Origin of the sequence: Salmonella sp. SJTUF15570 (genome assembly GCF_043357055.1) — a bacterium.
In the GTDB taxonomy this organism is placed as follows: domain Bacteria; phylum Pseudomonadota; class Gammaproteobacteria; order Enterobacterales; family Enterobacteriaceae; genus Salmonella; species Salmonella enterica.
Map to the genome: position 1 here is coordinate 565,849 of NZ_JBEUKJ010000001.1, position 26,174 is coordinate 592,022.

The following is a 26,174-nucleotide window of genomic DNA, read 5'->3' on the forward strand; positions in this document are numbered from 1 at the left end:
TTCCTGACGACGGGTCTGTAGGCAGTATACTACCACCACGCGTGGAAATGATGTACCGGACCAATGCCCTTCCCCACTTCCAGCGTGTCCGCCTGCGCCAACGCCGCCGAAAGCCATGCCTTCGCCTCGTTTACCGTCTCTCCCCAACAGCGATGCCGGGGCCGTAACGCCGCCAGCGCCGCCGACAGCGTACAGCCCGTCCCATGCGTATTTTTGGTGTTCACACGCGGCGCGCTAAAACGTTGCTCGCCCTCACGGGTAAAGAGCCAGTCCGGGCTTTGCGCATCCTCTAAATGCCCACCTTTCATCAATACCGCTTCACACCCCATCGCCAGTAACGCCCGCCCCTGCGCCAGCATCTCCTGTTCCGTACGCGCATGGGGCGCATCCAGCAATGCTGCGGCTTCCGGCAAATTAGGCGTAATCAGCGATACCTGCGGCAACAGCCGGACGCGTAATGTTTCTATCGCAGAGGGCGAGAGCAGCGGATCGCCGCTTTTCGCCAGCATCACCGTATCCAGCACCACATTACGTACATGATGGCGCTGTAGTCGCTCCGCCACGGCCTCGACAATATCGGTTTCCGCCAGCATGCCGATTTTTGTGGTATCAATGCGCACATCGCTGAACACGGAATCAAGTTGAGCGGCGACAAAGTCCGGCTCTATCCGGTACACCGACTGTACGCCACAGGTATTTTGCGCCACCAGCGCGGTGATGACCGAACAGCCATATGCGCCCAGCGCGGAAAAGGTCTTGAGATCCGCCTGGATACCGGCCCCGCCGCTGGGATCGGTGCCAGCAATCGTCAGCGCGTTAATTCGTTGCATTGGCCGCCTCCACATCCAGATGATAGAGCGCATCAAGAAAAGCCGGGATGAAGCTGCCCGGTCCTTCGCTACGCTCTGCCGCGGCCTGTCCAGCCAGTTTCATCCAGCAGCAGGCCGACGCGACATTGTCCAGCGCGGCGCCCGGTAACGCGCAACTGGCGGCGACGACCGCCGACAACGCGCAGCCGGTGCCTACAATGCGAGTCATTAACGGATCGCCGCCGGGAATGCTCAGCGTGCGCTGACCATTAGTGACGTAATCTATCTCTCCGGTAACCACAACGATGCAGTCTATCTGACGCGCCAGCGCCTGCGCCGCAGGCAGTGCGGCCAACGCCGCCTCGGTGGTATCTACGCCACGTCCGCCCAGCGCCATGCCGGATAACGCCAGGATTTCCGAGGCGTTGCCGCGTATTGCCGCCGGGCGCAGGGACAAGAGATCCAGGCAAAATCGCCGACGAAATTCCAGCGCGCCCACCGCGACAGGATCAAGCGTCCACGGCGTTTTGGCATCATAAGCGCTTTCTACCGCCGCACGCATCGCGTCAGCGCGTGAGGCAGTTAATGTTCCGACATTAATCAGCAAGGCGTTGGCGATGGCGGCAAACGGTCTGGCCTCGACAGGATCAATCACCATGGCGGGTGAAGCGCCCAGCGCCAGCAACGTATTGGCGGTAAACGTTTGTACGACGTCATTCGTCATACAGTGCGTAAGCGGGGAGAGCGCGCGAAAGTGTTTTAACGTATGCGCCGCAAGCGTGCGGCAGTGCAGGTCAGGCTGCATGGTTCAGCTCCTGCCCGCGTGAAGAAGGGACACGAGCAGTGTCAGACTTCCCTACGCTGGCATTATCCAGATCAGGTGGTACGGGTATTTCTCAGCCTTCACAAAGAAGGGCACCCCGAGTCGTCAAGCCCCACCGTGTTAAGCGGGGTTTCGCTATTAAGCATACTGTCTGCGCCAGACAATGTAAATTTACAGTCAGCGGCGGACGATAATTTCAGCGTTATCAGATAGTTCTCAAAACCTATTCGGTTCTGGCAAACTTGCTGGCGGATATGTTGCTGCACGACGCTTTCGTTTACACTTTTTACGAAAAGGGGCGTGAGATAACAAAATAGCGCTTGTCAGATACGCCACCAGCAGAAATGATACACACGATGTTAACTGACCCGCATATGTGGAGGGTAAAAGTATGAAAAGTAAGTTGCTGCCTTGCGCGCTGTTGCTTGCAACCAGTTTTGCATGGGCCGCCCCCGCGACAACGGGCATTGATCAATATGAGTTAAAAAGCTTTATCGCCGACTTCACCCACTTCAAGCCCGGCGATACCGTTCCGCAGATGTACCGCACCGATGAGTACAATATTAAACAGTGGAAATTACGTAATCTGCCCGCGCCAGATGCCGGTACTCACTGGACCTATATGGGCGGCGCGTATGTACTGATTAACGATACCGATGGAAAAATTATCAAAGCCTATGATGGCGAGATTTTTTATCATCGATAATGATATACGCACTCTTTCTATAAAGAGTGCGTACCGCATAAATTTAATTATAAGATACCACGATTAATGCTTTCGATTGTAATGGCCCCGCTTTAACTTTTGCAGGATCGAGAACATAATATGTGGCAAAGACAGGAATAGCTTCCACCGAATTCACTGCGCTGCCTTTGGCATAGGTTTTGAAAATACTGTTTATTGTTGCTCCTTTGTTTATTTTAAGCAGACTCCGATTTGAATCTCTTAAGATAAACCCAACGCCATTATCGTTATCCGGTTTCAGGACTGCTTCATTCTCATCCCAGACTAAATCACTACGTAGATTTACCGCTATTTGCCGTGATGTCAGCATCGCATTCCGCACCTGATTTTTGCAATCCAGAATAATATCACCCTGCTTAGAAAACTCACTAACCTCTCCTTTAGCACGGAGTTTAGTCATAGGCACCGGGTCCAGTGTGATGGTGAGATTCTGGGGGGCGCAGGTAGTTTCTTTACGGTTGTAATTTATCGTTAAACTGGCTTTATAAACGCCTTTCCCATTCAGATCAGTGATAACGTTTGCAACACACTCTCTATTCCCCCAACAGCCAATATATCTTAAAATAAATACCACCCAATCGCTACTGTTCCATTGATTCTTTGCACCCGACATCACCGTTATATTATCTATCGTAACCGAGTATCCCCCCCTGGCAGACACAGTCACCGCCTCCAGTGAGTTTATTTCTGAAATCGTTATCTTATAGGGGGCTTCAATTACACCGTTTTGGTTGCGCATATTTATCGCACTACTGCTTTGCCATTCAACTTTTAATTTTAACTTAACACTATCATTCGGCCCCATACCGATAATATGATCGGATGTCTCTAATTTAGTCACAACATCACTATTAGAACAATTGGCATCAGTGAAACCATTTGTAATAATGGCTGACTCCTCCCCCCCCAGCATTAAGCTATCGGATTGAATCGTATAATCCTTCGTGTTGGTTAAGGTCGCATTACACGCCGCGTAACCCAACTGCGTAAACTGCATCATTATTAATAAAAATAGTAGTCTTTTCATGGCGTCACCTAAAGATTACCGACAAATATAAACGTTATTTTCATCAATCTGTTTATCAAAAGTGATCTTACAGAAAAGACCCTGTTGTTTATCTGTTGCGATTTTTACCGAAACGGGAACCTTTTCAGTACGAATAAATACCCGGCTCCCCTGACCTACCAGTCCTACATTATTTCCCTCGTCATCTTCCACTTCATAACCAAACGTTAAAGGCTCGCCATCTGCGCGCCGCGCCAGGAAATAAAAAGGTTTACTGGTCTCTGTTTCAAAATCAACCACCACTACGGCTCCGCGATAAGGCACTGTAACTTTACGGTTTCCCAGCAGGGCGACATCACTTTCACTCTCGGAGACATCAAGAGAGATAAAATTTTGCCGGTATGGCGTCAATGCTTCAAATACGGCATAACCTTTTGCATTGGTACGTAAATAGGGACGCCCCTGCACCGCCGCGCCTTCCAGGTACGGCGCGTTAATAATCGCGATAGTATCATTAAGGCGAGAGGCTAAATGCACGCCATCGGCCCATGCAACCAGCCCTCCCTGAATATTTCCGCCCACCTGATGGTATTTATTGGACTGGCTGTAACTGCCGCCGACTGTCGCCAGCGGGGCGTTCCAGGTTACCGATCCCCCGAATGTCGTTTGGTGTTCCTGTCGCTGCTGGCTGAGGTTAGTCGTATAATTAAACTGATCGCGATTACCGAACGTGCCGCTAAGGCTAGTGTTATTCGCCTCATAACCTTGATCGTCAAAGGTGGTGGAATTCGATAAATGGATATCACGATTTCCCCCATTCTCCTTTACTCCCCATGTTAAGGGAATCGATAAATAGATATTAAAGCGCTTATCTTCACGGTTATTGCTGTCATACGTCTGAGTTGCCGATAGCGTAAAACTGAGCCGCTGCCAGGTATTACTGTAGCTTAACTGATAATCCTTTCCTGTACCGCTACGCCCCCAATAGTCGCGCCACAGAGCGCTGGCAGTAAAATATCCCCACCCATCGGGTAACGTCTGATTAATATTGAGAGTGAAAGTATTTTTACGCCCAAAGTCATTCTCATAATAATCAGCAATATCATAAATATCGTCATCATCGCGACGATAGTTATCCCGGTTATTAGCCCAGACATGATCGTTAAAAGTGCGATAATCACGTGATGAGTAGCGATACGCTGCCAGAGAAAAATGGGTGGCCGATTGCGGGAGATATTTATTCCAGGCAACCTGGTAGCTTTCCCCATCAAAAACATCGCCATTATCCTGCTTGCTATGAGACAACGTACCGTCGACAGATACCGCGCCAATCAGCGTGTTCCATCCGGTGCCAAGGGTAAATGAGCGATAATCGCTGGCTAACATCGTTCCGCCATACAACGTTAGCAGGTTATTGACCCCGTACTGATAGGTTCCCTGGAGAAAATCAGTTTGCTGAGAGGCTCCTTCAATTCTGCTTCGTCCGGCGGCGAAATCATATTTTGCTACGCCGGGCTGCACCATATTGGGAACGGAAGAATACGGAACAATAAACCGTGAAACAGTACCGTCAGCCTCTTTAACGCTCACGTCCAGATCGGCTCCCCCCCCTGCCAGCTGAAGATCTTCAAATACAAAGGGGCCAGGCGGAACTTCTTTTTGATAAACAATGAAGCCATTCTGTTCAACCGTCACCAGGGCGTTACTTTGCGCCACGCCACGCACAACCGGAGCGAAATTTTGCTTAGAGTGCGGCAGCATTTGCATATCACGCCAGAAGCGCACCCCGCGAAAGCGCACCGTATCAAACATATCCCCGCTGGTGTACTGTTCCCCCAGACGCATTGTCCCCAGTACCGCCGGGAAATCACGTTCCAGATACAGAGTATTGCTCTGCCATTTGCCAGCTGAATTTTCACTTTTGGAAAAATTAGCGTTAGAATGTAATTGCCATCCAAGCAGATTCAATCCGCTGACAAAATTTGCGTAAGTATTTTTCTCACTACCGCCGCTTTTATAATGGCTGTAATATTCGCTGGCATAATACGATGTATAAAAAGCGTTAATTCCACGGTCCCATGTCTCTGGAGACGCATAGCCCGCTTCATATTCCAGCACATAAGCCTGAGGAACGCTCAGATAAAGGTTAAAAGCGGCAGTGTCATAAGAAACACTACCTCCATGAACCACCGTTTTCAGCGCAATACATTCATTTTCTACTGTTGTACTCTGCGGGGTAAATTTAATTCCCAGGCTGGCGATCAGATCCGGAGAAATACAGGTACTATCGGGGTCATCCTGAATATTAACCTCATAAGTTCCACGCCATTCTTTATTGACATAAACGTCCATCTCATAAACGCCAGCCATGGGTTTGGTGCTATCAATCTGATAACGAGACACCTTTTCACCTTTCAACCCACCGAACATAAAGTTAGTATCGAATGTTTCTTCTTCAGCCCAGGCGGGTGAAGTAAGCAACGCTGCAAAAAGTGACAGCGTGATGGCGTTTAACTTTTCCATTATCTATCCTTAGGTTAATTCCCCGCTTTTAATTTTCTATTTTGATAGTCTCGTTTAAATAATTCCCAGAATCATCAATTAGCGTCACGGTATAACTATTTACAACTGCCGTTGTGGTGATACTCTGCGATGACCATGGAGCCAGTAATAAGGTTTCTTTATTTACTTTACTTTTTGCTTTAACTTCCGGAATAGTGATCCAGTTTGCGGAATTATTTTTCACGCTAATACTCCCTGGCGCACGAAACAACTGCAAGCGGGAAAATGTCGCTTTATCAACTTTCTGTACCCCCGGTGGGCGATAGATCAACTTTATCCGGTTTTGTAACGCAAATTTAATGATATTTTTATCTTTGTTCTCGTCTGAATTTGGTGGAATATCCAATACATTGAGGTAGAAAAGACTTTCACGATCGCCAGGCAAGTTATTAGCGAGCTTCTTTATTTTTAATTGCTGACCTGAATTTGCCGCAACTCTAATTACAGGGGGGGTCATAATAAATGGAACCTGTAATTTTTCTGGCGGCAGGCTGGTATCACCGTTATCAATCCACGCCTGGATGAGTGAACTTCGTTTACCGTCATTCATTAATTGTACGGTAATATCTTTTTTCTGCGCCGGATAAATAATCCGTGTACCATATATATAAATGCCGCTCCACGCAGGCATAGCGGCACAAGCCAGGCATAATGCAATCATCCGTTTCATGGCCGATAACCTTATAAAAGAGATACAAGCGGCTAAAAGCTTAGCCGCCAAAAAACGATTGTTAATCAGTTAATACCGTCATCGTCAGTACAGATTCAACAGAACCTGGTGTTACAGTATTTTCAACGGCGGCATAGCGGGCAGAAAAGTTCAGGGTATATACACCATTTTCAAACTTACTTGAATTCAGAGTGTAATTCCCCGACTCATCCGGTTTCACCTGAATACCATCAAGATAAACAGCGAAGCCCGCACCATTATTAGTAGCATTATTTTTGGTGATTTGCATATTATCCACAAATTGAGAACGGTTAAAACTAATTCGTGGATTAGCTGTATTCGAACATTTTACTTTTAAAATCGCTTCGGGGCTAGTGTATCCTGTATATATATCGCCAGGGTTTAAGTCAGTCAATCTATCAACACCTACCTGGGATAATTCAATAGTCGCGCTATTTGCACCTTCGAAAGTACAGGATGTTCCCACCACTTCTCCGTTTATTTTTAATTCCCCCATATCTTCATCAGCAGCAAAAACCCCAGCGCTCATAAATACAGCAGACAATACAGAAGCAGCAATAAGTGAACGTTTCATAATCTCTTCCTTAATGAAGTAATTTCTATTTGTTAAGAGTTATTAACCCTTGCAACGAAAATTCTCATAGACAGGAAGTTATCGCAATGTAAACACGATGTTTTGTTGATTTAAAACAATTTACAGATTGCAATATAATTGCAACAAATAATCATTGCTTATCATTATTTTGTAAACTTATTAATTTCCGAAATTTACTGCCCTTAAACATAAACACAACAAATAAAAAAGCCCATATCATTGATACCAATGATATGGGCCTGCGGAATTAATAAGAATTAGTCGTAATGATTAACAACAATCTGTCGGGTGCTATCACCAGGCACCGTGTATAGCTGCGTTGTCACACCTCTCATCGGCGTAGCGGCGGGTGTTTGCAGAGTTGAAACGTGGATAGTGTTGCCGCAACGCTGCTGCAACTGTGCGTTTACCACTTCTGTACTGCACGTTGGCGCGGTCACTTTTCCACTGATGGTTAATGTTGCGGTGTCGGAGGCAAAAACAGGTACGCTTATCCCATAAGCCGAAACTATAATTCCCATCAGCAAATATTTTTTCATAGTGAGTAATTGTTCCTCTGGTGAACGTCAAACAGTATGCAGGCCGTCCTGATGAGCAGTATGAACGTATCGATACCTTAAAACCAATTGAAAAAATAAATCAGTAGGATAGGTATGATCAATTCAAATAATGTTTTTGCCGATTATTTCAGATAAACACCTGTCTGTTTAAGCAGGAATTAACAATGCGGGGGCTATTATTTTATTAATACATTCACTGCATCAATATATATTAATGCAGTGAATGTCATATTCTCTTTGGAATACGTCAGGAGGATTACACCGCGCGGAAGGCGATTTCTCCCGGAATCACTTCACCCTGCCAGTAAAGCTGTGCCGCAACGCGATCGGCCAGTTCGCGATAGATCGCGGTAAATTCGCTCTCCGGACGGCTAACCACCGTCGGCGTACCGCGATCGAGATCTTCACGCAGACTAATATGCAGCGGCATCTGACCCAGAAGCTGAGTATGGTATTTTTCCGCCAGCTTCTGCGCGCCGCCCGTGCCGAAGATCGGTTCGTGATGGCCGCAGTTGCTACAAATATGCATACTCATATTTTCCACAATGCCGAGCACCGGCACTTCCACCTTCTCGAACATCACGATACCTTTTTTGGCGTCGATTAGCGCGATATCCTGCGGCGTAGTCACCACCACCGCGCCGGTAACAGGAATGTTCTGCGCCAGCGTTAGCTGAATATCCCCGGTTCCCGGCGGCATATCCAGTACCAGATAATCCAGATCCGGCCACAGCGTCTCCTGCAACATCTGCATCAGCGCCTTACTGGCCATTGGGCCGCGCCATACCATTGCGTTATCGTCAGTCACCAGATAGCCGATCGAGTTGGTCGCCAGGCCGTGAGACATAATCGGCGCCATATGCGTACCGTCTGGCGATGTCGGGCGCTGATCTTCTGCGCCAAGCATGGTTGGAATCGACGGACCGTAAATATCGGCATCGAGAACCCCGACCTTTGCGCCTTCAGCCGCTAACGCCAGCGCCAGGTTTACCGCCGTGGACGATTTACCCACCCCGCCTTTACCGGAGCTCACGGCAATGATGTTTTTCACGCCATTAATGCCAGGCTGATTTTTGACGCGTTTCAGCGTCGCAATGTTGTACGACAGTTTCCAGTCGATCGCTTTTGCGCCTGTAATACGTAACAGATCGGCGCTGCATTGCTCTTTTAATACCTCAAACGCGCTGTTCCAGACAAACGGCATGACCAGCTCAACGTGCAGCGTATCATCCATCCAGGCGACGTGGTGCAACGCCTTAAGCGTGGTGAGGTTATGCTTCAGGGTTGGGTGCTGAAAATTCGCCAGCGTCCCGGCGACCATCGCTCGCAGGGTATCTGGTGATTTGGCCTGGGATTGTTCGTTCATCCCGACTCCTTTTGTAGTTCTGAAAAGTACGATTGTAACTTTGTAGTTTACTCCAGCGGTAACAATTATTCATTTACGGATAAATGCCCTTATCGATTGGCGCAGTAATTACCATTTTGGTACTATCAAAGCCCTTTTTTACAACAGAAGAAGTAATACCCACTATGACTCAAGTCGCGAAGAAAATTCTGGTAACGTGCGCGCTGCCGTACGCCAACGGCTCTATCCACCTCGGCCATATGCTGGAGCACATCCAGGCTGATGTCTGGGTCCGTTACCAGCGAATGCGCGGCCATGAGGTTAACTTCATCTGTGCCGATGACGCTCATGGCACGCCGATCATGCTGAAAGCGCAGCAGCTTGGTATTACGCCGGAGCAAATGATCGGTGAAATGAGCCAGGAGCACCAGACCGATTTCGCCGGTTTTAATATTAGCTACGACAACTACCACTCAACGCACAGCGACGAGAATCGCGAGCTGTCCGAGCTGATTTATACACGCCTGAAAGAGAACGGTTTTATTAAGAACCGCACCATCTCTCAACTCTACGATCCGGAAAAAGGCATGTTCCTGCCGGACCGATTTGTGAAAGGCACCTGCCCGAAATGTAAATCCGCAGACCAGTACGGCGATAACTGTGAAGTCTGCGGCGCAACTTACAGCCCGACCGAACTTATCGAACCGAAATCCGTGGTGTCCGGCGCGACGCCGGTAATGCGTGACTCCGAGCACTTTTTCTTTGACCTGCCGTCATTCAGCGAAATGTTGCAGGCGTGGACCCGCAGCGGCGCGCTGCAGGAGCAGGTGGCGAACAAAATGCAGGAGTGGTTTGAATCCGGCCTGCAACAGTGGGACATTTCCCGCGACGCGCCGTATTTTGGTTTCGAAATCCCGAACGCGCCGGGCAAATATTTCTACGTCTGGCTGGACGCGCCGATTGGCTATATGGGCTCCTTCAAAAATCTGTGCGATAAGCGCGGTGACACGACCAGTTTTGATGAGTACTGGAAAAAAGACTCCGATGCCGAGCTGTACCACTTTATCGGCAAAGACATCGTCTATTTCCACAGCCTGTTCTGGCCTGCCATGCTGGAAGGCAGCCACTTCCGTAAGCCGACCAACCTGTTCGTTCACGGTTACGTGACGGTGAACGGCGCGAAGATGTCTAAGTCTCGCGGCACCTTTATTAAGGCCAGCACCTGGCTGAAACACTTTGACGCCGACAGCCTGCGCTACTACTACACCGCGAAGCTTTCTTCACGCATTGATGACATCGACCTGAACCTGGAAGACTTTGTCCAGCGCGTCAATGCCGATATCGTCAATAAAGTAGTCAACCTGGCATCCCGTAACGCCGGTTTTATCAATAAGCGTTTCGACGGCGTGCTGGCGGCTGAACTGGCCGATCCGCAATTGTATAAAACCTTTACTGACGCCGCTGCGGTGATTGGCGAAGCATGGGAAAGCCGTGAATTCGGTAAAGCTATCCGTGAGATTATGGCGCTGGCCGACATCGCTAACCGTTATGTTGACGAGCAAGCGCCGTGGGTGGTGGCTAAACAAGAAGGCCGCGACGCGGACCTGCAGGCCATTTGCTCAATGGGCATCAACCTGTTCCGCGTGCTGATGACGTATCTGAAACCGGTACTGCCGACGCTTTCTGAACGCGTTGAAGCCTTCCTGAACAGCGAACTGAACTGGGATGCCATCGAACAGCCGCTGCTCGGTCACAAGGTCAACACCTTTAAGGCGCTCTACAATCGCATCGACATGAAGCAAGTTGAAGCGCTGGTTGAAGCGTCTAAAGAAGAGGTGAAAGCCGCAGCCGCGCCGGTTACCGGCCCGTTAGCCGACTTCCCGATTCAGGAAACCATCACCTTTGACGATTTCGCCAAAATTGACCTGCGCGTAGCATTGATTGAAAACGCTGAGTTCGTAGACGGTTCTGACAAATTGCTGCGCCTGACGCTGGATCTGGGCGGCGAGAAGCGTAACGTCTTCTCCGGCATTCGTTCCGCCTATCCGGACCCGCAGGCGCTGATTGGCCGCCAGACGGTAATGGTCGCCAACCTCGCGCCGCGCAAAATGCGCTTTGGCGTCTCCGAGGGAATGGTGATGGCCGCAGGACCTGGCGGGAAAGATATCTTCCTGTTAAGCCCTGATGACGGCGCGAAGCCTGGCCAACAGGTGAAATAAGCAACAAGCCGGAGCATGCTCCGGCTTTTTTAACCGCTTAATCCTGACTGGCATATCACCCCATCCGCGTGTTTTAACTTTTTCCTTAATAAGCAATAGCGTTAAGACTCCATATCCGGACTGCTAAATAACGGCTAAAAGTCATATTCTATCTCTCCCTGATACATTGCTATTACTGGGTTAAATTAATTCATTGAAATTATTTTAAAAACCCAATCATTATATAAAATGGAGTTTTAGATGAAAATTTCTGGCAAGTTATTGTCCGCGGCTTTGGCTTCCGTACTGGTGTTCTCTCTTGCTGGCTGTGGCGATAAAGAAGAATCAAAGACCTTTAACGCAAACCTGGCGGGGACAGAAATTTCAATTACTTACACCTATAAAGGTGACAAAATCATTAAGCAGACGTCTGAAAGTAAAATCAGCTATGCCACTGTAGGCGCTAAAACGAAAGAAGATGCCGCCAAAATTCTCGATCCGCTGAGCGCGAAATATAAAAATATCGCCGGAGTGGAAGAAAAATTAACCTATGAAGATACCTATGCCCAGGAAAACGTCTCTGTGGATATGGAAAAAGTGGACTTTAAAGCGTTACAGCAAATCTCAGGGACGATGGTGTCCGGCGATACCAGCAAAGGTATCAGCATGAAACAAACCCAGACGCTGCTGGAAGCTGCTGGTTTTAAAGAAGCGAAATAACTGGCAGGCATAATGTATTGCATCGACTGGTAAAGTCGCTCAGGGCGCTGCTTCGGCAGCGTCTTTTCTTTATGAATTCCGAAAAAAGACAGCCTCGCTGTAAGTCCCCTCGCCAAAGCCTATAATCCCTGAATTCCTGGCCACACCAATACTTAACGACAAGGAATTGTTATGCAGGTTCTACGTCTTATGGCACTGCCACTATTCGCGCTCTCTCTATCGGTTAGCATAACTGGCTGCGATCAGAAAAACGATACTCTCCAGGGAAACCAAAATAACATGACAGCGTTTATCAAGAAGATAGCCGCTAGCAAAGAGTCAGAGGAAACACAACGCTATGCAGGTAATCTCAACGGTATTGAAATCAAGTTAACCTATTACTACAAAGGGGATATCGTTTTACGTCAAACATCTGAACATAAAATACTTTATAAAACCCTGAAAGCCAATAATAAAGAAGAAGCACAAAAAATGCTGAGTCAAGTCGGCGAAGCTTATCAAGGTATACCGGGTTTGACTGAACGAATCGACTATTATGATAGCTATGCTACGGAATATGTGGATATTGATTTTACCCAGGCAAAAATGAGCGACCTCTGTAAATTGCCAGGATCATCAATTGACAACTGTTCCGCGTACTATCTGTCAATGATTCGCTCGCAGAAACTGTTGGAAGAGAGCGGGTATCATAGAATCAATTAGTATAATAATGCGTTTTCCCGGTCAGACAGGACGCTGCCGGGAACAATACCGCAGAATTACTTCGCCGCGTGTTCACGGGCTGCCAGACCGCGCAGAAAATAACGCATAAACTGATCGCCGCATTCGCGGAAGTTCTTATGATCCGGCGCGCGCATCATCGCGGTGATCTCTGGCATTGAGACACGAAACAACTGACCGGTAAGTATCGCCAGGATGTCATCTGTTTTTAGCGAAAAGGCAATACGCAGCTTTTTCAGCACAATATTGTTGTTGATACGACGTTCCGCCGTCAATGCAGGCGCCGCCTCATCTTTGCCGCGTTTTTCATAAATGAGGCCATTGAGAAATGAGGACAACACGATATCCGGGCAACGCTGAAACCCCTCTTCCTCTTCTTTGCGCAACCAGATTGCTATCTGCTCCGGCGTAGCATCAACGTTACCCAGCGCCAGGATACGCGCCAGATCGGTATTATTAGCTTTTAAAATGTAGCGCACGCTACGCAGAATATCGTTACTCAGCATGAGGCCTTCGGTCGTTTCTATGGCAAAACGATATTCTAACAGTCTTTTACAGGCCAATCGCCTCTTTTAAACTTTTCAGATAGCGACGGCTTACCGGCACCGTCAGGCCGTTGCGTAAAATCAGCTCTGCCTGCCCATTATCCTCCAGCCGAATTTCCTGCAAATGGGCCATATTCACCAGAAACTGACGATGACAACGCAGTAGCGGCGTCCGGCTTTCCAGCGTGCGCAGCGTCAGCTCGGTAAACCCCTCTTTCCCTTCACTGCTGGTCACATAAACGCCGCTCATACGGCTACTGACAAAGGCGACATCATCCATTTGCAACAAATAGATCCGGCTGTGTCCGGTACAGGGAATGAATTTAAGCGCCTGCTGGTTTTCCGGCAACAACGAAACATCCTGTTTACTGCGCTCCTGACGCAGACGATGTAACGTTTTTTCCAGCCGTTTCTCCTCTATCGGCTTGAGCAGATAATCAAAAGCGTGTTCTTCAAAGGCTTTGATGGCGTATTCGTCAAACGCGGTTAAAAAAACGATATACGGGCGGTGTTCCGGATCAAGCATTCCTACCATCTCCAGTCCACTGATACGCGGCATCTGAATATCCAGAAACAGCACATCAGGTCGCAGCTTATGTACCGCGCCAATCGCTTCTACCGCGTTCGCGCACTCCCCCACAATCTCAATGTCATCCTGCCCCTGGAGCAAAATCCGCAGATTTTCCCGCGCTAACGGCTCATCATCCACAATCAGCACTTTAATCATGCGTCCTCCTCCAGTGGAAGTCGTAATGTAATTCGGGTAAAACAGTCCGGCTCGCAGGCCACGCTAATACCATAATCATCGCCAAAGTGTTCGCGCAGACGTTTATCCACCAGACTCATCCCCAGCCCGCTACTGCCGGCGGAAGGCTGATACAGTCCCGCATTATCTTCAATATCTAACATCAAATACTGCCCTTCGCGCCGGGCGCGAATAGCGACGTTGCCGGTATCAAGCAGTTGCGACGTGCCATGTTTAATGGCGTTCTCAACAATCGGCTGTAACGTAAACGCAGGCAATTTCTGACGTGAAAGCGTCGATGGAACATCAAGCTGTACCTGCAGACGCGACTGAAAACGCGCTTTTTCAATTTGCAGATAAGCGTTCACGTGTTCAATTTCATCCGCCAGCGTGACGATTTCCGACGGGCGTTTTAAATTTTTGCGAAAAAAGGTCGACAAGTACTGCACCAGTTGGCTGGCCTGTTCGCTGTCGCGGCGAATCACCGCTTTAATGGTATTGAGTGCATTAAACAGAAAATGCGGATTCACCTGCGCGTGCAACAGCTTGATCTCTGACTGCGTCAGCAACGCCTTCTGCCGTTCATACTGCCCGGCCAGGATCTGCGCGGATAAAAGCTGCGCAATACCCTCCCCCAGAGTACGGTTAATTGAGCTGAACAGTCGGTTTTTCGCTTCGTACAATTTAATGGTGCCCATGACTCGCTGATTTTCGCCACGCAGCGGGATCACCAGCGTCGAGCCGAGTTTACACTGCGGGTGGAGCGAACAGCGGTACGGCACTTCGTTGCCATCGGCATAAACCACCTCTCCGGTTTCAATTGCTTTCAGCGTATAACCTGATGAAATGGGTTTGCCTGGTAGATGGTGATCGTCGCCAATACCAGTAAAAGCCAACAGTTTTTCGCGATCGGTGATGGCGACGGCGCCGATATCCAGCTCCTGATATAACACCTGCGCCACCTTCATACTGTTCACTTCGTTAAATCCCTGACGCAGAATCCCCTCCGTTGACGCGGCGACCTTCAGCGCGGTAGCAGAAAATGCCGAAGTATATTTTTCGAACATGGCGCGCTTATCGAGCAAAATACGCATGAACAGCGCGGCGCCAACGGTATTCGTCACCATCATCGGCGCGGCAATATTACTGACCAGATGCAGGGCATCGTCAAACGGCCTGGCTATCAATAAAATAATCAGCATCTGCACCAGTTCGGCAACACACGTAATTGCTCCCGCCGTCAGCGGGCTAAACACTTTGTCCGGGCGTCCGCGACGTATGAGAACGCTGTGTACCAACCCGCCCAGCAGCCCTTCGACGATGGTGGAAATCATACAGCTCAGCGCCGTCATGCCGCCCATAGAATACCGATGTAACCCACCGGTCAGGCCGACCAGCCCGCCGACGACCGGCCCGCCGAGTAGGCCGCCCATCACCGCGCCAATCGCGCGGGTATTGGCAATCGAATCTTCGATATGTAGCCCAAAATAAGTGCCCATAATGCAGAAGATAGAAAACGTGACGTAACACAGAAGCTTGTGCGGCAGACGAACCGTGACCTGCATAAGCGGGATGAACAGGCGCGTTTTACTCATTAGCCACGCAATGACCAGAAACACGCACATCTGCTGAAGCAGCAGCAACACCAGATTAAACTCGTACATACCCGCAAACCACACTTCAATTAAAAGCGCGTAACATACATTGAGTACGATTAACTTTCTTTGAACTGTTGCATAAAAATATGAATTCGTGAATACGATCACTTAAACGCCGCGCCGCAACCCGCTACTTCGCGTTTTAATGCATAAAAAACAGGCAAAACTTCCTGGTTCCTAAAAGAGCGTCTAAAGTTAAACCGGGACCTCGCGAGCAAGGGTGAAACGATGGCGCTTTACACAATTGGTGAAGTGGCTTTGCTTTGTGATATCAATCCTGTCACGTTGCGCGCGTGGCAGAGACGTTATGGACTTTTAAAACCACAGCGAACGGATGGCGGTCATCGTCTGTTTAACGATGCCGATATCGACAGAATCCGCGAAATCAAGCGCTGGATAGATAACGGCGTTCAGGTCAGCAAAGTCAAAGTGCTGCTCAGTAGCGACAGTAGCGAACAACCTAACGGCTGGCGCGAACAGCAGGAGATCCTGCTGCACTATCTGCAAAGCAGTAATCTGCACAGTTTACGGTTATGGGTCAAAGAACGCGGTCAGGATTATCCAGCCCAAACATTGACCACTAACCTGTTCGTCCCGCTGCGGCGACGATTACAGTGCCAACAACCTGCCCTTCAGGCGCTGCTCGGCATTCTTGACGGCATCCTGATCAACTATATTGCGCTCTGCCTGGCGTCTGCGCGTAAGAAACAGGGAAAAGATGCGTTGGTGATCGGCTGGAATATCCATGATACCACCCGCCTGTGGCTGGAAGGTTGGGTCGCCAGCCAACAGGGATGGCGAATCGACGTGCTGGCGCACTCGCTTAGCCAGTTCCGTCCGGAACTGTTTGACGGCAAGACGTTACTGGTATGGTGCGGAGAAAACCAGACGCTGGCGCAGCAGCAGCAACTTTTGGCCTGGCGCGCCCAGGGACGCGACATTCATCCCCTTGGCGTTTAAACAGCAGCTAACAAATTCGCTTTAATGTATACTCCTTTTATTAACATAAGGAGTACATAATGCGCGTAGCGAAAATCGGGGTGATCGCCCTTTTCCTGCTGATGGCTATTGGCGGTATCGGCGGCGTGATGCTGGCAGGTTACAGTTTTATTTTGCGTGCCGGGTAAGCGCGCGCGTCAGCCTTTCAAACAGGCGATCGATAATGATCGCCGCCAGCGCCACCAGCAGCGCCCCCTGGATAACATAGGCCGTATTAAAGCCGCTAAGCCCGATAATGATCGGCGTGCCTAACGTACTGGCCCCCACCGTTGAAGCGATGGTCGCCGTACCAATATTGATAATCACCGAGGTTCGGATGCCCGCCAGAATCACCGGCGCGGCCAGCGGCAGCTCAACCTGATACAACTGTTGGCGACGGCTCATTCCCATACCGCTGGCAACGCTCATCACGCTGGCAGGCACCGCGCCCAGCCCGGCCAGGGTCGCCTGCAGGATGGGCAACACCCCATACAGGATCAAGGCGATAATGGCCGGTTGCTGACCAAAACCCATGACGGGTACCGCGATCGCCAGTACCGCCACCGGGGGAAAGGTCTGCCCGACGGCGGCGATAGTCTCCACCAGGGGACGAAACTCTTTCCCACTTTCTCGCGTGACCGCAATCCCTGCGCCGACGCCCACCACGACGGCAAACAAACTTGAGATGCCCACCAACCAGAAATGGGCGAGCGCGAGGGCGGCAAAACTCTCCTGTTGGTAGACCGGGCGCGGTAAATCGGGAAACAGCGCGGCGAAGAACGGCTGGCTATAAGGCAATCCAAACAGCAGAAGCAAGAACAGAACAATAAGCCAGAGAAGCGGATCACACAGTCGTTTCACGGGGGGACGTCTCCGAAAGCAGATCGCGGAAATGGAGCGTACCGCAGGGCTCGCCCTGCTGATTCGCCACCGGCAGGACGTCGCACCGACGGGCGACAAACATCGATAGCGCATCGCGTAGCGTCATCTCTTCCACCAGCGCGTCGCCGCTGAGCTGTTCATGCCGGCGTACATAATCGCCTACGCTACGTAACGAAAGCAGCCTTACGCCCAGCTCGCTGCGGCCAAAAAACGCCTGCACGAAATCATTTTCCGGCGAGGTCAGCATAGAAAGCGGCGATCCCTGTTGGATAACGTGGCCCCCGTCCATCAGCACCAGATGGTCGGCGAGGCGTAGCGCCTCATCGATGTCGTGCGTCACCAGTACGATGGTGCGCCCCAGCAGCTGATGAATGCGGGTCATCTCCTGCTGCAATGCGCCGCGCGTTACCGGATCAAGCGCGCCGAAAGGCTCGTCCATCAGCAATACCTGCGGATCGGCAGCTAGCGCCCGCGCAACGCCGACCCGCTGCTGTTGCCCGCCGGAAAGCTGATGCGGATAACGATCGCGCAGCGCGCTTTCCAGACCCAATAATGCCATCAGTTCGTCAATACGATCGTTAATCCGCGCACGCGACCACTTTTGTAGTTGCGGTACGGTGGCGATATTTTGCGCCACCGTCCAGTGGGGAAAAAGACCGATAGACTGAATGGCATAGCCCATGCGACGGCGCAGTTCAAGCACCGGCAGGCTGCGGATCTCTTCCCCGGCAAAACGGATCGTTCCGCTATCATGCTCTACCAGCCGGTTAATCATCTTCAGAGTGGTCGATTTTCCCGAGCCGGAGGTGCCAATTAACACCGAAAAGCTGCCTTCGCTAAAGTGCAAATTGAGGTCGCTAACAGCCTGTTGATCGCCGAAGGTTTTACTGACATGGTTAAATTCAATCATCGGTTGCTCCCTTCAAAAACGCGATCCATAAATCAAACAGCGCGTCGATCACTACCGCCAGCGCAATCACCGGAATGACGCCCAACAGGACTAAATCAATGGCGCTGCTCAATAGCCCCTGAAACACCAGCGCGCCGAAACCTCCCGCGCCAATCAGCGCGGCGACGACGGCCATTCCCACTGTCTGGACCATGACTACCCGCAGGCTACGTAAAAAGACCGGCAGCGCCAGCGGCAGTTGCACATGCCTGAAGCGCTGGCCGCTACTCATTCCCATTGCTCTTGCGCTCTCCAGCACATCGCGCGGCACCTGATTGAGCCCGGCGACCACGCCGCGCACCAGCGGCAATAACGCATAGAGCACCAGCGCTATCAACGCAGGCGTCATGCCGGTTCCCGCGACGCCGAATGCGGCAAGCCACGGAAACTGTTTCACCAGTCCGGCCAACGGCGCAATCAGCAGGCCAAACAGCGCGACGGAAGGGATAGTCTGGATCACATTCAGCACGGTAAACACCGGCCCCTGGCGTGAGGCGGAAAAATAACACCAGACGCCCAATGGTAGTCCGATCGCCAGCGCCGGCAGCACCGTGCCCGCCAGTAACATCAAATGTTGCACCAACGCGGCATCGAAAACATCCTGGCGATTAGTATACTCTTTCAGAAGCGAGAGGTTGTCGAACGTGCCTGAAAACAGCAGCACCAGCGGGACAATGACAATTTGCGCGTGCAGCAACCAGCGCCACAGCGGCCCAACGGTAATACGGCGGATCGCATCGCTACAGGCCAGCAGCATCAGACCGAGGCCCAGCCACAATCCACTTCCCAGACTGGTACGCGCCAGCGGGCTGCCCTCCTGCGCCAACTGGGTCGCCGCCCTGCCGACTCCCCACAGCATGACAATAAAAAGCGTCTGCGCCATCATCAGCGTCAGTACGCTACCGCGTTTACCGGGTACAAAGCACAACGTAAACAGCGCGCATCCCGCGCCAGTCAGCATCCAGATGGTCGCCGGCCAGATCTCCCATAACTGGCGCCCCTCGCCGCTCACCAGACGATTCGGGGCGTAATTAATGAAAGGCAGCGCGACAGCAAGCAGGGTCAGAACAACCAACAGCAACAGCACACGATTAACCGTGATTTTTTTGGCAGCATCACTCACAGATTACTTCACCCACCCTTTTTGTCGGAGGTAATCTGCGGCGACTTTTTTCGCATCCAGCCCTTCTACGGCGATTCTGGCGTTCAACTGTTGCAGCGTTTTCTCATCAAGGCTGGCGAAAACGGGCTGCAGCCAGTCGGCTATCTGCGGATAGGCCTGTAACACCGATTCACGCACTACCGGCGCGGGGGCATAGATAGGCTGGACGCCTTTCGGGTCGCTCAGGGTTTGCAAACCCAGCGCGGCGACAGGGCCGTCGGTGCCATACGCCATCGCGGCGTTAACGCCGGATGTTTGTTGCGCGGCGGCTTTGATCGTGACCGCCGTATCGCCGCCCGCCAGCGACAAGAGCTGGTTCTGATTCAAGGTAAAATCATAGGCTTTTTCAAATGCCGGCAGCGCATCCGCCCGTTCGATAAATTCCGCAGACGCCGCCAGTTTAAAAGTGCCGCCCTCTTTCAGATAACGGCTGAGATCGGCAAGCGAGGAGAGTTTATTTTTTTCCGCGATGTCCTGGCGTACCGCGATGGTCCAGGTGTTGTTGGCCGGCGCAGGCGTCAACCAGACCAGCTTATTCTGCTCCGCATCCAGTTTTTTGACTTTATCAAAGCCTTGCTTTGCATTTTTCCATGCCGGATCGTTTTCATCTTTAAAAAAGAACGCCCCGTTACCGGTGTATTCCGGATAGATATCCAGCTCTCCGGCGGTAATCGCGCCACGAACGACTGGCGTCGTCCCGAGCTGAATTTTATTGACCGTTTTAACGCCGTGGCTTTCCAGTACCTGCAAAATCATGTTGCCGAGCAGCGCGCCTTCGGTATCAATCTTTGACCCGACCGTCACGGGCGATGCCGCCTGTAGAGGTAAACTCACCGTCGCCAGCAACGCCAGCGAACTTACCCATAGCTTTGAGATCGTCATGATGCTTTCCTCATCCTTTTACGGCCTTTTTCAGAGACTTGAGAAAAAAGCATAGTTGAAAAGTCTGCGTTTAACCTGGGATTTTCCGCCAGTTTAAGTGACGTGGCAGGCAATAAAAGGGGGGACAGGAAAAGTCATTGCCAGACAGGGCGCTGCTATCGCGCCCTGTTGACGGCAGGCTTACAGTAGCTCGAACGATCCTTGTTTAACGCGAGCGGAATCCACGCCGATAAAGACGTTGAACTTGCCGGGTTCCGCGTCATATTTCATCTGCTGATTCCAGAACTTCAACGCCTCGATATCAATCGGGAAACTCACGGTTTTACGTTCGCCGGGCTTGAGGGTGATTTTTTCAAAGCCTTTTAATTGCTTCACCGGGCGGCTCATTGACGCCGTGACATCCTGTAAGTACATCTGGATGACCGTAGCCCCTTCGCGTTTACCGGTGTTCGTGACCTCTACGCTGGCCGTGACTTTGCCGTCGCGTTGCATTGTCGGTGAGGAGAGCGTGACGTCAGACACCGTAAATGTGGTGTAGCTCAGACCGTAACCAAACGGATAGAGCGGGCCATTCGCTTCGTCAAAATAACGTGAGGTGTATTTGTTTGGCTTTTCAGGATTATACGGGCGTCCCGTATTGAGATGGCTGTAATAGACCGGAATTTGTCCCACCGAACGCGGGAAGGAGATCGGCAGTTTGCCTGACGGGTTGTAATCGCCAAACAGCACATCGGCAATGGCGTTGCCGCCTTCCGTCCCGGCAAACCAGGTCTCCAGAATCGCATCGGCCTGTTGATCTTCTTTTACCAGCGCCAGCGGTCTGCCGTTCATTAATACCAGTACCAGCGGCTTACCAGTGGCTTTCAGAGCGGTGATTAAGTCGCGCTGACTCTGCGGAATGGTGATATTGGTACGGCTGGAGGCTTCATGCGCCATCCCCTGCGACTCGCCTACCACTGCGACCACTACATCGGCCTGTTTCGCCGCCTGCACCGCCTCATCAATCATCGCCTGCGGTGAGCGCGGATCGATTTTCACCGCCTCTTCATACAGGTTTAAGAAATCGACGATGTCTTTATCGTTAGTGATATTCGCCCCTTTGGCATAGAGGATCTTCGCCCCGTCGCCGACGGCATTTTGAATACCCGCCAGCACCGTCACCGACTGATTCGCGACCCCAGCAGCAGACCAGCTCCCCATGACATCACGTTGACTGTCGGCCAGTGGCCCAACAACGGCAATGGTGCCCGATTTTTTCAGCGGCAGCGTTTCCAGCCGGTTTTTCAGCAGTACCACACTTTCCCGCGCCACTTCCCGCGCCTCATTACGATGCAGGCGGCTTTCGGCATTGGTGTCCACCGGGTCGCTCTCTTTCGGCCCCAGATGGCTATAGGGGTCGTTAAACAATCCCATGTCATATTTTACGTTGAGCACATGGCGCGTCGCGTCGTCCAGTTCCGCCATCGTCACTTTGCCCGACTTAATCAGACCCGGCAGATATTTGCTGTAATACTCATCCGCCATGCTCATATCCACCCCTGCCTTTAGCGCCACGCGCACCGCATCTTCCGGGTCGGCCGCGGTGCCGTGTTTAATCAGTTCTTTAATAGCGCCGTGGTCGGAAACGGTAATTCCCTTAAAGCCCCACTCATCGCGCAGGACATCTTTCAATAGCCAGGAATCTGACGTCGCAGGCGTGCCGTTCAGCGAGTTCAGCGCCACCATCACCGCGCCGCTCCCCGCATCCAGCCCCGCTTTGTAAGGCGGCATATAGTCATTAAACAGACGCTGGGAACTCATATCCACGGTGTTGTATTCTTTACCGCCTTCAACGGCGCCATAGGCGGCAAAATGTTTCACGCTGGTCATCACCGAATAGCGATCCGCCGGACTTTTGCCCTGCATCGCTTTCACCATGGTTTCGCCCATGATGGAGGTTAAATATGTATCTTCGCCAAAGCCTTCGGAGGCGCGTCCCCAACGCGGATCGCGGGAGACATCCACCATCGGCGCCCAGGTCATATTCAGACCGTCGTCCGCCGCTTCATACGCCGATACGCGTCCTACGGTTCTTACCGCATCCAGATTAAAAGAAGAAGCCAGACCGAGGCTTATTGGGAAGACGGTTCGCTGGCCGTGTACCACGTCATAGGCAAAAAAGAGAGGAATTTTCAGGCGGCTCAACGCCATCACCTGATCCTGCATTTGACGGATATCCTGGCGGGTGACGGTATTGAAAATCGCCCCTACCTGCCCGTCTTTGATCATCTCGCGAATCGCTTCTTTCGGGTTATCAGGGCCGACGCTAATCAGACGTAACTGACCAATTTTTTCATCGACAGTCATTTTCTTGAGTAAATCCGTGACGAACGCGTCGCGCGCTTCGGGCGTCAGCGGGTGATTGCCAAACAGGTTTTCCGCCAATGCTGGCTGCATCGCCAGACTCACAGCAACACCTACTGAACATAACCATTTCATGTTGAGTCTCTCTTTATCTTTATCCCGACGAGGCGGTAAAAACAGAATAAAAACCGCAGTTTGCCATAAGCCTAAACGCGAGAGGAGAAGAAAGCGAAGGTTATTCTCCTAATTTTCCGCACAGTCGAATACACAACCGCCAGCAAATGGTATCAAGGCGGCAAATGAATACCACTAACACAGAGACAATTTGAATGAGAAAGCGTATTGTCATACAAAGCGCTATGCTTAACGCTGATATTTTGTCCCACCACAAGGAGTGGAGAATGTCTTCCATAACAATGACTGATAATAAAACGTTCCTGAATGAGCTGGCCCGCCTGGTAGGCCATTCTCACCTGCTGACAGACCCCGCCAAAACCGCCCGCTATCGCAAGGGTTTCCGTTCCGGTCAGGGCGACGCGCTGGCCGTTGTTTTCCCGGGTTCATTACTGGAACTGTGGCGTGTGCTCAACGCCTGCGTTAACGCTGACAAAATTATTCTGATGCAGGCCGCCAACACCGGTCTGACGGAAGGCTCCACGCCGAACGGCAACGACTACGATCGCGATATTGTGATTATCAGCACCCAGCGGCTGGATAAGCTGCACTTACTGGATAACGGCCAACAGGTTCTGGCCTGGCCCGGTACGACGCTCTATGCGCTGGAAAAAGCGCTTAAACCGCTGGGCCGTGAACCGCACTCGGTGATTGGTTCGTCGTGCATCGGCGCGTCGGTCATCGGCGGTATCTGTAATAACTCCGGCGGCTCGCTGGTGCAGCGCGGCCCGGCCTATACCGAGATGTCGCTCTTTGCCCGTATTGACGACCAAGGCAAACTGCAACTGGTCAATCATCTGGGTATCGATCTTGGGCATACCCCGGAGCAGATCCTGAGCAAGCTGGATGACGAACGGATTAAAGATGAGGATGTGCGCCACGATGGTCGTCATGCGCACGATCACGACTACGTGACGCGGGTACGAGATATCAACGCCGATACGCCCGCCCGCTATAACGCCGACCCGGACCGTTTGTTTGAATCTTCCGGCTGCGCCGGAAAACTGGCGGTTTTTGCCGTTCGCCTTGATACCTTTGCAGCGGAAAAAAATCAGCAGGTTTTTTATATCGGCACCAATCAGCCCGCGGTACTGACTGAAATCCGTCGGCATATTCTGGCGAACTTCGACAATCTGCCAGTGGCGGGAGAATATATGCATCGCGATATCTACGATATTGCGGAGCAGTACGGTAAAGATACCTTTCTGATGATCGATAAACTCGGCACCGACAAGATGCCATTCTTTTTCACGCTAAAAGGCCGAACCGATGCGATGCTGGAAAAAGTAAAATTTTTCCGTCCGCATTTCACCGACCGCGCGATGCAGAAATTCGGCCATCTGTTTCCCAGCCATCTGCCGCCGCGAATGAAAAACTGGCGCGATAAATATGAGCATCATCTGCTGTTAAAAATGGCGGGAGACGGCGTCGCAGAAGCGCAACGCTGGCTGAATGAATTTTTTAAATCCGCTGAGGGCGGTTTCTTCACCTGTACGCCGGAAGAAGGCAGCAAAGCCTTCCTGCACCGCTTCGCCGCTGCTGGCGCGGCGATTCGTTATCAGGCCGTACACGCTGATGAAGTGGAAGATATCCTGGCGCTGGATATCGCTCTGCGCCGCAACGATACCGACTGGTTCGAGCATCTGCCGCCGGAAATCGACAGCCAACTGGTACATAAACTCTATTACGGTCACTTTATGTGCCACGTTTTTCATCAGGACTATATCGTGAAGAAAGGCGTCGACGTCCATGCGCTGAAAGCGCAAATGCTGGAGCTGTTGCAGGCGCGCGGGGCACAATACCCGGCGGAGCACAACGTTGGACATCTGTATAAAGCGCCGGAAACGCTGACGCGTTTTTATCGGCAAAATGACCCGACCAACAGTATGAACCCCGGTATCGGCAAAACGAGTAAGCGGAAATTCTGGCAGGAAAATACGCCCGACGAAACGCATTAACACCGTGCGGTTTACCGTGAAGCCCGGCGGCGCGATGCCTGCCGGGCCTGCGGCGACTTAATCGTTCTGTGCGGTTTGCGCTCCGGCACTGGCGCTGGCTGCCGCCATTTGCGCGGCTTTTTGCTTTTTATAGCTCAGCGCGGCAGCCGGAACGGGCATGACTTTACCGGTTTCAATCCATGTACGCAGGCGGCTGGCGTCCGCAAAGTGGGTATATTTGCCGAACGCGTCCATGACCACCAGCGCGACCGGTTTGTTATTGATCACGGTACGCATCACCAGGCAATGCCCCGCCGCATTGGTAAATCCGGTTTTCGTTAACTGGATATTCCAGTTATCACGGTAGACCAAATGGTTGGTATTGCGAAACGGCAGCGTATACGCCGGATGCGAGAATGTCGCCATGTCTTCGCGCGTGGTGCTTAGCTGGCCAATCAGCGGGTATTGCTTCGTGGCAATCAGCAATTTTGTTAAATCCCGCGCGGTCGAGACGTTATGAATCGACAGCCCCGTCGGCTCAACGAAGCGGGTATGCGTCATGCCCAGCGCTTTCGCCTTCGCATTCATCGCTTTAATAAATGCGTTATAACCGCCAGGATAATAGTGCGCCAGGCTTGCCGCCGCACGGTTTTCGGATGACATCAACGCCAGCAGCAACATATTTTTGCGGCTAATTTCGCTGTTCAGGCGCACGCGGGAGTAAACCCCTTTCATTTCCGGCGTCTGGCTGATATCGACCTTCAGTATTTCATCCAGCGGCAATCGCGCGTCGAGCACGACCATCGCCGTCATTAATTTGGTTATCGAGGCAATCGGACGCACCAGATCCGGGTGGTTCGAATAGATCACTTTATTGGTGTTGAGATCAACAATCATTGCGCTACCGGAGGCAATCTCAGGTTGAGACGCCGCGGTTGTCGCTGCCGTTTTCGCCACGGCCTGCGGGGCAAAAGGTACGGCCAACATCAGAGCAAGGCTCAGGAATGAAGCTCGGAATTTCAGCATGATGAGATTTCTGATAATGATTCACGCGCGTCGTAACGCACACCGCCTGAGCTAAGATTATACTCAAGCTAGCAGTGGCATCATAGCGGCACGCCAGCGTTGCCGCTACAGAAGAATCG

General features: G+C 51.4%; 24 protein-coding genes and 1 riboswitch. Of the genes, 7 read left to right on the forward strand and 17 right to left on the reverse strand.

Annotated features, from left to right (window positions below; all coding sequences use genetic code 11):
* Positions 1–29: 29 nt before the first annotated feature.
* Together thiD and thiM are read right to left on the reverse strand one after the other, a co-directional pair.
* Positions 30–830, reverse strand: coding sequence for a bifunctional hydroxymethylpyrimidine kinase/phosphomethylpyrimidine kinase (gene thiD, locus ABVN44_RS02975; RefSeq protein WP_001188955.1), 801 nt, complete (start codon positions 828–830; stop codon positions 30–32).
* Positions 817–1,614: a hydroxyethylthiazole kinase gene (gene thiM / locus ABVN44_RS02980; RefSeq protein ID WP_001182156.1), complete on the reverse strand. Its 798-nt coding sequence runs from the start codon at positions 1,612–1,614 to the stop codon at positions 817–819. The genes thiD and thiM overlap by 14 nt, the downstream gene beginning before the upstream one ends.
* A 31-nt stretch (positions 1,615–1,645) precedes the next feature.
* Positions 1,646–1,742, reverse strand: a riboswitch (TPP riboswitch).
* A gap of 281 nt (positions 1,743–2,023) precedes the next feature.
* Here thiM and rcnB point away from each other — a divergent pair.
* Positions 2,024–2,338, forward strand: coding sequence for a Ni(II)/Co(II) efflux transporter accessory subunit RcnB (gene rcnB, locus ABVN44_RS02985; protein WP_000837534.1), 315 nt, complete (start codon positions 2,024–2,026; stop codon positions 2,336–2,338).
* Positions 2,339–2,381: 43 nt separating this feature from the next.
* Here the strand turns inward: rcnB and ABVN44_RS02990 are convergent, their stop codons facing one another.
* The 6 genes from ABVN44_RS02990 to apbC form a co-directional block, all read right to left on the reverse strand.
* Positions 2,382–3,404 (reverse strand): fimbrial protein, encoded by a 1,023-nt coding sequence (locus ABVN44_RS02990; protein WP_048348881.1) that lies wholly within the window; start codon positions 3,402–3,404, stop codon positions 2,382–2,384.
* Positions 3,405–3,419: 15 nt separating this feature from the next.
* Entirely contained in the window at positions 3,420–5,906 is a 2,487-nt protein-coding gene (locus tag ABVN44_RS02995; protein ID WP_023232019.1) for a fimbrial biogenesis outer membrane usher protein, read from the reverse strand.
* A gap of 28 nt (positions 5,907–5,934) precedes the next feature.
* Positions 5,935–6,615 carry a fimbrial assembly chaperone gene (locus ABVN44_RS03000; RefSeq protein WP_023232020.1) on the reverse strand — a complete coding sequence of 227 codons (681 nt, stop codon included), beginning with the start codon at positions 6,613–6,615 and terminating at the stop codon, positions 5,935–5,937.
* A gap of 61 nt (positions 6,616–6,676) precedes the next feature.
* Entirely contained in the window at positions 6,677–7,210 is a 534-nt protein-coding gene (gene yehD, locus ABVN44_RS03005; RefSeq protein WP_001606232.1) for a fimbrial protein YehD, read from the reverse strand.
* Positions 7,211–7,488: 278 nt separating this feature from the next.
* A complete protein-coding gene (locus ABVN44_RS03010) occupies positions 7,489–7,770 on the reverse strand; it encodes a YehE family protein (RefSeq protein WP_000760404.1) in 282 nt (93 codons plus the stop codon).
* Positions 7,771–8,047: 277 nt separating this feature from the next.
* The gene (apbC, locus tag ABVN44_RS03015; protein ID WP_001005424.1) at positions 8,048–9,157 is read right to left on the reverse strand and encodes an iron-sulfur cluster carrier protein ApbC; all 1,110 of its coding nucleotides are present in this window, start codon (positions 9,155–9,157) and stop codon (positions 8,048–8,050) included.
* A 164-nt stretch (positions 9,158–9,321) separates the two neighbouring features.
* Between apbC and metG the strand changes: the two genes are divergently transcribed.
* The 3 genes from metG (at position 9,322) to ABVN44_RS03030 (ending at position 12,756) form a co-directional block, all read left to right on the forward strand.
* Positions 9,322–11,355, forward strand: coding sequence for a methionine--tRNA ligase (gene metG / locus ABVN44_RS03020; protein WP_000195330.1), 2,034 nt, complete (start codon positions 9,322–9,324; stop codon positions 11,353–11,355).
* Positions 11,356–11,595: 240 nt separating this feature from the next.
* Entirely contained in the window at positions 11,596–12,054 is a 459-nt protein-coding gene (locus tag ABVN44_RS03025; protein WP_000703137.1) for a YehR family lipoprotein, read from the forward strand.
* Between the two features lie 171 nt (positions 12,055–12,225).
* Positions 12,226–12,756: a YehR family lipoprotein gene (locus ABVN44_RS03030; protein WP_023232021.1), complete on the forward strand. Its 531-nt coding sequence runs from the start codon at positions 12,226–12,228 to the stop codon at positions 12,754–12,756.
* Positions 12,757–12,812: 56 nt separating this feature from the next.
* Here ABVN44_RS03030 and ABVN44_RS03035 read toward each other — a convergent pair whose 3' ends face one another.
* The 3 genes from ABVN44_RS03035 to ABVN44_RS03045 are packed head-to-tail and all read right to left on the reverse strand — an operon-like array spanning position 12,813 to position 15,728.
* The gene (locus tag ABVN44_RS03035) at positions 12,813–13,280 is read right to left on the reverse strand and encodes a DUF1456 family protein (RefSeq protein WP_000950413.1); all 468 of its coding nucleotides are present in this window, start codon (positions 13,278–13,280) and stop codon (positions 12,813–12,815) included.
* 46 nt (positions 13,281–13,326) lie between these two features.
* The gene (gene btsR / locus ABVN44_RS03040; protein ID WP_000598637.1) at positions 13,327–14,046 is read right to left on the reverse strand and encodes a two-component system response regulator BtsR; all 720 of its coding nucleotides are present in this window, start codon (positions 14,044–14,046) and stop codon (positions 13,327–13,329) included.
* Positions 14,043–15,728 (reverse strand): sensor histidine kinase, encoded by a 1,686-nt coding sequence (locus tag ABVN44_RS03045; protein WP_023232022.1) that lies wholly within the window; start codon positions 15,726–15,728, stop codon positions 14,043–14,045. The genes btsR and ABVN44_RS03045 overlap by 4 nt, the downstream gene beginning before the upstream one ends.
* A 222-nt stretch (positions 15,729–15,950) precedes the next feature.
* Here ABVN44_RS03045 and mlrA point away from each other — a divergent pair, with 222 nt between their 5' ends.
* Both mlrA and ABVN44_RS03055 read left to right on the forward strand, forming a co-directional pair.
* The gene (mlrA, locus tag ABVN44_RS03050; protein ID WP_001240418.1) at positions 15,951–16,682 is read left to right on the forward strand and encodes an HTH-type transcriptional regulator MlrA; all 732 of its coding nucleotides are present in this window, start codon (positions 15,951–15,953) and stop codon (positions 16,680–16,682) included.
* Positions 16,683–16,741: 59 nt separating this feature from the next.
* Positions 16,742–16,849 carry a protein YohO gene (locus ABVN44_RS03055; RefSeq protein WP_001261696.1) on the forward strand — a complete coding sequence of 36 codons (108 nt, stop codon included), beginning with the start codon at positions 16,742–16,744 and terminating at the stop codon, positions 16,847–16,849.
* Here the strand turns inward: ABVN44_RS03055 and ABVN44_RS03060 are convergent.
* The 5 genes from ABVN44_RS03060 to bglX form a co-directional block, all read right to left on the reverse strand.
* On the reverse strand, positions 16,830–17,561 hold the full coding sequence (locus ABVN44_RS03060) for an ABC transporter permease (protein WP_000824854.1): 732 nt from the start codon (positions 17,559–17,561) through the stop codon (positions 16,830–16,832). The two genes, ABVN44_RS03055 and ABVN44_RS03060, sit on opposite strands and share 20 nt — an antisense overlap.
* Positions 17,545–18,492, reverse strand: a complete 948-nt coding sequence (locus tag ABVN44_RS03065; protein ID WP_000569166.1) for an ABC transporter ATP-binding protein — start codon at positions 18,490–18,492, stop codon at positions 17,545–17,547. Before ABVN44_RS03065 ends, ABVN44_RS03060 begins: the two co-directional genes overlap by 17 nt.
* Positions 18,485–19,654, reverse strand: a complete 1,170-nt coding sequence (locus ABVN44_RS03070) for an ABC transporter permease (RefSeq protein WP_048348882.1) — start codon at positions 19,652–19,654, stop codon at positions 18,485–18,487. Before ABVN44_RS03070 ends, ABVN44_RS03065 begins: the two co-directional genes overlap by 8 nt.
* 3 nt (positions 19,655–19,657) lie before the next feature.
* On the reverse strand, positions 19,658–20,575 hold the full coding sequence (locus ABVN44_RS03075) for an ABC transporter substrate-binding protein (protein ID WP_023232024.1): 918 nt from the start codon (positions 20,573–20,575) through the stop codon (positions 19,658–19,660).
* Positions 20,576–20,755: 180 nt separating this feature from the next.
* The gene (gene bglX / locus ABVN44_RS03080; protein ID WP_023232025.1) at positions 20,756–23,053 is read right to left on the reverse strand and encodes a beta-glucosidase BglX; all 2,298 of its coding nucleotides are present in this window, start codon (positions 23,051–23,053) and stop codon (positions 20,756–20,758) included.
* Between the two features lie 266 nt (positions 23,054–23,319).
* Here bglX and dld point away from each other — a divergent pair, with 266 nt between their 5' ends.
* Positions 23,320–25,050: a D-lactate dehydrogenase gene (dld, locus tag ABVN44_RS03085; protein WP_000095232.1), complete on the forward strand. Its 1,731-nt coding sequence runs from the start codon at positions 23,320–23,322 to the stop codon at positions 25,048–25,050.
* Positions 25,051–25,107: 57 nt separating this feature from the next.
* Here the strand turns inward: dld and pbpG are convergent, their stop codons facing one another.
* Positions 25,108–26,055: a D-alanyl-D-alanine endopeptidase gene (gene pbpG / locus ABVN44_RS03090; protein WP_000911555.1), complete on the reverse strand. Its 948-nt coding sequence runs from the start codon at positions 26,053–26,055 to the stop codon at positions 25,108–25,110.
* Positions 26,056–26,174 lie beyond the last annotated feature (119 nt).